7 protein-coding genes are annotated in these 6577 nt (G+C 68.8%); 2 read left to right on the top strand and 5 right to left on the bottom strand.

The annotated features are described in order from the left end of the window. The 5 genes from ACZ5VQ_RS42725 to ACZ5VQ_RS42705 form a co-directional block, all read right to left on the bottom strand. On the bottom strand, positions 1–996 hold a 996-nt coding region (locus ACZ5VQ_RS42725), incomplete at its 3' end, for an ABC transporter substrate-binding protein (protein ID WP_469109726.1). A 316-nt stretch (positions 997–1312) separates the two neighbouring features. After that, positions 1313–1414, bottom strand: a complete 102-nt coding sequence (locus ACZ5VQ_RS42720) for a putative leader peptide (protein ID WP_327394225.1) — start codon at positions 1412–1414, stop codon at positions 1313–1315. Positions 1415–1553: 139 nt separating this feature from the next. Next, a complete protein-coding gene (locus ACZ5VQ_RS42715) occupies positions 1554–2012 on the bottom strand; it encodes an RrF2 family transcriptional regulator (protein WP_143643055.1) in 459 nt (152 codons plus the stop codon). Between the two features lie 119 nt (positions 2013–2131). Next, positions 2132–3361, bottom strand: a complete 1230-nt coding sequence (locus ACZ5VQ_RS42710) for an acyl-CoA dehydrogenase family protein (RefSeq protein ID WP_469109725.1) — start codon at positions 3359–3361, stop codon at positions 2132–2134. A 13-nt stretch (positions 3362–3374) separates the two neighbouring features. After that, on the bottom strand, positions 3375–3944 hold the full coding sequence (locus tag ACZ5VQ_RS42705; protein ID WP_469109724.1) for a winged helix-turn-helix domain-containing protein: 570 nt from the start codon (positions 3942–3944) through the stop codon (positions 3375–3377). A gap of 785 nt (positions 3945–4729) precedes the next feature. On the opposite strand from ACZ5VQ_RS42705, the gene ACZ5VQ_RS42700 reads away from it, so the two are divergent. Both ACZ5VQ_RS42700 and ACZ5VQ_RS42695 read left to right on the top strand, forming a co-directional pair. Further along, on the top strand, positions 4730–5866 hold the full coding sequence (locus ACZ5VQ_RS42700; RefSeq protein WP_469109723.1) for an LLM class flavin-dependent oxidoreductase: 1137 nt from the start codon (positions 4730–4732) through the stop codon (positions 5864–5866). Further along, positions 5863–6381: a GNAT family N-acetyltransferase gene (locus tag ACZ5VQ_RS42695; protein WP_469109722.1), complete on the top strand. Its 519-nt coding sequence runs from the start codon at positions 5863–5865 to the stop codon at positions 6379–6381. The genes ACZ5VQ_RS42700 and ACZ5VQ_RS42695 overlap by 4 nt, the downstream gene beginning before the upstream one ends. Positions 6382–6577 lie beyond the last annotated feature (196 nt).

Below are 6577 nucleotides of genomic sequence, written 5' to 3'. Positions count from 1 at the left end.
GCCCGCCTTGACCGCGTGGTCGGCCTCGGTGTTCAGGGTGGAGGCCAGCGGGTCGTCGGTGAACTGGATCGACTTCCACGCCGGGTCCAGCACATTGTCCGGCAGCGGCTTGCCGGACAGCTCCTGCAGCTTGGTGTTGGCGGCCGCCTTCGCCTGGTCGGGGTGGGCGTTGATCCAGGTGTTGGTCTTCACCGAGCCGCGCAGCACCGCCTGCACCACGTCCGGATGATCGGCGAGGAACTTCTGGGAGACGATGATGTTGGTGATGACGAACTTCTTGTCGGGCCACAGGTCGGCCTCGTCCAGGAGGACCTTGCCGCCCTCGGCGACCAGCTTGGACGCGGTCGGCTCGGGCACCCAGGCGCCGTCGATGGAGCCGGACTTGTAGGCGTCCGGGGTGATCTTGTTGTCGGTGCGGACCACCGAGACGTCGCCCTTGCCGCTCTGGGCGTCGACCGTCCAGCCCTGCTCGGCGATCCAGTTGAGGAAGGCCACGTCCTGGGTGTTGCCCAGCTGCGGGGTGGCGATCTTCTTGCCCTTGATGTCCTTGAGGGAGGTGACCTTGTCCGGGTTGACGACGAGCTTCACGCCGCCGGACGCGGAGCCGCCGATGATCCGCAGGCCCTTGCCGTCGGTGGTGCTGTAGCCGTTGATCGCGGGCGAGGGACCGATCCAGCCGATGTCGATCGAACCCGAGTTCAACGCCTCGATCTCCGCCGGCCCCGCGTTGAACTGGGAGTAGGTGGCCTTCGTGCCGCCGAGTTCCTTCTGCAGCAGGCCTTCCTGGTCGCCGACCAGGGCGGTGGCGTGTGTCAGGTTCGGGAAGTAGCCGATCCGCACGGTGTCCGCGGAGAGCTTCTTGCCCTCGGCCGCCACCTTCGACGTGTCGTTGTCCTTCGACTCGGACCCGTAACCGCAGGCAGTGAGAGCGAGCAGGGGGAGCGCGGCTATGGCGGCGATGGTGCGCAGGGTGGTGAGCGGTCGTGCGGCAGACACGGAGGTGTCCTCTCAGGGATGGGTTGTCAGGAGGTTCGGAAATGCGAGGCGCAAAGCCCATTGGCGCGCACCAGCACTCCGCCGCGTGCCCTCGGGGCAGGAATGCCGTCGCGGACTGAGGAGCGGATTGTGGCTGGTGTTGCCGGAGTGGATGGTGCGTCGCCGCCACAGCCGCGCCCGAAGGCATGCGGTCATGGGGATGTGCGGGTGGCGCAGTCAGCCAGGAGTGTCGAGGAGTGTCCGGTCCGCCGAGAGGGACGGGGTGGCAGGGAGCGCAGCGGTGTTCTGCGCGAGCCACCAGGTTCGGCGGACGGCGTCAGACGGGTCGACAGATGGCGCTGGACGTACGGCCGAGGTCGATGTGGCGACGCGAGGTCAGAAGGGGCAGCAACCGGTCTGTGCGGTTGAGCGTTCTCATGGCCACCCCGCAGTTCCCTAGTTTTCCCACCTGGTTGATGGGGATCGTGGCAGAAGGTGGCGTCCACCCCAAGAGGGCATTCACATAGTGGACAGCCTGATCTCACCATGTGAGATCAGGCTGTCGAATGGCCCTGCGGTCAGGGGTTTGTCCAGGCGCCGGGGGCGTCGGTCAGCGCGGATACCCCGGCGGGCAACTCGGCCGACGCGACGTCGGCGAGAGACACGCCCTCAAGGATCTCGCGCACGTTGGAGCGCAGCGCGATCCACAGGGGAAGCAGCGACTGGGCGGGTCCGGTGTAGGACAGGTCGGGAGGGCGGACCCCGCGGACCGAGACCAGCGGTCCGTCCACGACGCGAATGACGTCGGCGATGCTGATGGACTCGGGGGGCTTGGCCAGCCGGTAGCCGCCGTTGCCGCCGCGCTGGCTGAGGACGAGTCCACCCCTGCGCATGTCGTTCAGGATGCCTTCGAGGAACTTGTGCGGGATGTCCTGGGCATCGGCGATGGCCTCGGCCTTCAGCGGCCCGTCGTCTCGTGACGCGGCGAGCTGCAGTGCGGCACGTACCGCGTAGTCCGCCCTGGCTGAGATCCGCATGCGTTCATTATCCCGTACGAATTCGGTCGGCGTCCGCCGCGGGTGGGATGCCGGGCGCCCGTTTCCGCCCGGCGGTCAAAGGTTCAGGCCGCCGGAGATCAGGCCAGGGCCCTGAGAGCTCAGGCGGGCAGGACGAACGGGGGATGGGCACCGTTCAGGAAGTAGTCCCCGACATCGCGAAGCCGGTCGGCCACGGGCTCGTACAAGGTGTGGGTCCTGGCATTGCGCCAGAAGCGGTCGAAGCCCAGCCGCGAGGACGTGGAGCGGGCGCCGATGACGTCCAGTGCGCGGGCGGTGCAATCCTGCACGGCCCTGGAAGCGGCGGCTTCGGCCATCGCCACGAGGACTGATATCTCCGCGTACTCGTCGTACGTGAGGTCTTCGCCGCGCGCCAGCCCGTCCTGCAAGGCGTCCAGAGCCTGATCGGTGAGCGCGGACGCGGAGCGGGTGAGGACGGTGAGTTCCCCATAGGTGGTCAGCACTTGCGGGTCCTGCGGAGAGCCGGCCGGCCAGGCCGGGTCCCAGGGGGAGTGGCCCGCCCGGCTGTACTCACGGGCTTCGGCGAGCACTCCCTCCGCCATGCCGAGACGGAGCTGGACGGACACGAGTCGCCCGACCGGTGACGCCAGGGAGGCCACGGGGGAGAGGGCATCCTCGTCCGTGGACAGGGAGCCGAGTACATCGTCGGCGCTGACCGGCACGCCGTCGAACTCAACGCTGCCGCCGGCCGCGAGCCGTTGGCCGAAGGGGTCGGCGTCGCCGTCGATCGCCACGCCGTGCCGGGCGGGATCGACGACCACGGCGAGCGGTTCGCCGGTATCGGTCCGCACGGCCCGTACGACGAGCCGGTCGGCGACCAGGACCCCGGTGACGTAACTCTGCCGGCCGTCCAGCAGGTAACCACCGGCGGTCCTGTTCAGTGCGAGAGGTGGTTCCTGACGGGCGAAGCCACCGCCCCAGCACCACTGCTCCGCCGCGGACTGCCGCCCGACCTGCGCGGCGAGAGCGGGCTCGGTGAGGAACCGGGCGCTCCATGACATGAAGTAGTGACAGCCGAGGAGCTGGCCGATGGCGCCGTCGGCCTCGGCGATCTCCCGGACGACGGCGTAGGCCGTCGGCCAGTCCTCGCCCGCGCCCCCGAGTTCGGCCGGTATGAGTAGCGTCAGCAGGCCCGCCTCGCGCAGCCGGGACGCCTCGTCGAACGGGACCTTGCCCGCCTGCTCCCGGACCACCGCGTCCGTGGCCAGGTCGTCCGCCGTCTCGCGGGCCACGCGCAGCCAGTGCGCACGGCCCGTCGCGGTCCGGTCGGACTCCGGGGCGGGGCCGGACAGCGCGGGGGCAAAGCCCATGGGACAGGTCTCCTCAAGGCCGGCCGCAGAGAGCGGCGTCGGGGCTCGTTTGCTGGTCGGGCACGTACTTGTAGCCCACGCGTCGTACGGTGACGATCCGGTGCTGGTGAGCCTTGCCCAGCTTGCGGCGCAGGCGCGCGATGTGGACGTCCACGGTGCGGCCGTCGCCGACATGGTCGTAGCCCCATACGTTGGCGACCAACTGCTCGCGCGAGTGGACCTGGTGGGGGCGCAGAACGAGATGGGCCAGCAACTCGAACTCGAGGTAGGTGAGGTCGAGTTCACGCCCGTCCGCCTCCGCGACATGCCGCGCGGTGTCGACGTGGATGCTGTCATCGCCCGTCCGTGGCGCGGGAGGCGAGTCGTCGTAGGTCACCGGTCGGAGGTCCGGCCGTACCCCGCCCTTGGCGAAGAGCTCGGCGGGGTCGGTGCCCTCGGGGACGAACAGGAGATAGCCGACGAGCGGCGGCGCATCGTGTTCCCCGGTGCCGCTCTGTGGGGTGTCGCCCACCAGGCGAAGATGGCGCACGTCGGGGAGTGGCGAATGCGGGGGAGCGGGCTGAGCCGGAAGTGCCGTGGTCATGGCGGTCGTCCTTCAGAAGGATGTCGGGCTGTCGGGAGCGGTGGGTGAGTTCACCTGAAGGAGCGGAGCGGCACGCGCGATGTGCAGGCGCGTGCCCTACACGCGACAGCATGCGGCGCTGACGACGTGACCAAAGTCGACATGCCGACGACGAACGAGTCGTTGCTGCGTGGGGCACATGTGCATCATCCTGCGCATCCCAGCAGGGCGCCGTCAACACTTCCCTAGTAAATCGATAGGAAATATAGGGAATGATCGACGCGGTGTCTGGTATTCACTGTCGTGGCTGGCTGGCTGGCTGGCTGGCTGGCTGGCTGGCTGGCTGGCTGGCTGGCTGGCGAGACGGCTGTCGGAGCCGGTCCGGCATGCGGGCGTTGGTTGACGATGAGCGAGATGTATTGCTCAATTGGCCGCATGAACGCCCAGCCGCGCTTGGTCTCGCGTGACCACATCGACTTCGGTCGGGTGTGGTCCGCGGCGTGTTGCGCCTGACTCCGGCGGTGGGCCGTCCGTTGGCCCTTCCCTCCTCGGTGACCCTGTTGCGGACCGAGCTCCCCCTCCGGGTCACCGACCCTCGCAGGCACTGACGCGCGCAGGCACTGCCCCGCGCAACGACGTGGTCCTACTGGCCCTGACGCGTGCTGCCGCCGTCCGGTTCGCCCGACGCGCAGGGTCGCCACGCTCGCTCCAAGCCGCGCCGGTTGTCCGACGAGTCGTCCCTGACGAGCAGTCACATACCGCCGTACAAAGGACCGTTCCCCCAGCCCGTACGAAAGGCCATTCCCATGCCCGTGGAGTTCCTCGGCATCGCCGCGACCAACAACGGATCCGAGACCACCGCGAGGTCCGGCGCCGCCTTCGACAAGGAGTACACGCTCCGGTTGGCCCGGGCGCACGAGGAGCACGGCTGGGACCGGGTGCTGTTCGCCTACGGCTCCGGATCGCCGGATCCCGCGCCGGCCGCCGCCTACATCGCGAGCAGGCTGGACCGCCTCCAGATCCTGCTCGCCCACCGGCCCAACGTCTCGTACCCGACCTTCGCCGCCAAGACCTTCGCCACCCTCGACCAGATCAGCGAGGGCCGGCTGACCGTGCATTTCATCACCGGCGGCAATGACCAGGAGCAGGGCCGCGAGGGCGACACCCTCACCAAGGACGAGCGCTATGCCCGCACCCGCGAGTACATCGGGATCGTCAAGAAGATCTGGACCACCCGCGAGCCCTTCGACCATGAGGGCGAGCACTACCGGTTCCACGACTTCGTCAGCGATGTCTTCCCGGTCCAACAGCCCCGCCCGAACGTGTCGTTCGGAGGTTCGTCGCCCGCCGCGTACGCCGCAGGGGGCGCCGAGGCCGACATCTACTGCCTCTGGGGCGAGCCCCTCGCGAAGACCGCCGAGCAGATCGAGAACGTGAAGGCCGCCGCGAAGGCCGTGGGCCGCACCGAAGTACCCCGCATCCAGGTGGCGTTCCGCCCGATCATCGCCCCGACCGAGGAACTTGCCTGGGAGAAGGCGCATCGCACGGTCGGTGCGATCAAGGCCCGTAAGGAGAAGGGCGAGGCGATCACCAAGCGCCACAACGGGCAGGTTCAGCCGCAGAACGCCGGATCCCAGCGGCTGATCGCGATCGCCGAGGCGGGCGAGCGCTACGACCGTGCCCTGTGGACTCCTACAGCTGCCGCCACCGGGGGCGCGGGCAACTCCAACGCCCTGGTCGGCACCCCGGACACGGTCGCCCAGGCCCTCCTGGACTACTACGACCTCGGTGTCGACATCCTCTCCGCCCGCGGCTACGACCTGCTGGACGACGCGATCGACTTCGGACGGTACGTGATCCCGATCGTCCGCGAGGAGGTCGCCAAGCGCGACGCCGAGTGGGCGGCCCGCCCCACGCAGAACCTCGCGGCGGTGAATGGATGACGTCATTCGCCCAACCCCCCTCGTTCGCAACCGAGCTGACGGTCAGTCAAGTGACTGTGTCGGACCCACGGGTGAGACCGCTGCTGCGCGAACTCGGCGACGAGTACTCGACGCGCTACGGCAAGGACGCGCACGCCGAACTCGCCCGCTATCCCGACGAGGAGTTCACCCGGCCGCACGGCGGGGTGCTGCTCCTGCTCCTGGAGCGCGGTGAGCCGGTCGCGGGCGGTGCCTTCCGCCGGTACGACGCGACCACGGCGGAACTCAAACGGATCTGGACGCACTCCGCCCACCGCCGACGCGGTCTCGCCCGACTCGTCGTCGCCGAACTGGAGCACGAGGCGCGCGTACGCGGCTACCGGCGGATCTACCTGACCACGGGGCCGCGCCAGCCCGAGGCCCGCGGGCTGTACCTGGCCACCGGATACGCCCCGCTCTTCGACACGTCCGCCGACCCGGAAACCATCGGCCCGCTGCCCTTCGAGAAGCACCTGCCGGACGAAGCGCGCACTTGAAAGGCCATCGGCCCCTGACCTTGGACGGTACCCCTGACCTTGGACGGTACCTCTGACCTTGGACGGTACCTCTGACCTTGGACGGTACCTCTGACCTTGGACGGTACCTCTGACCTTGGACGGGACTTCTGACCTTGGACGGGACTTCTGGGCTTCGATGGCACCTCTGAACCCTTGACGGGATCAGAACTCGTCC

This window comes from Streptomyces sp. NPDC033178, assembly GCF_055577685.1.
Note: the sequence above shows the minus strand (reverse complement) of the source record. Positions and strands in the feature narration are given on the sequence as shown.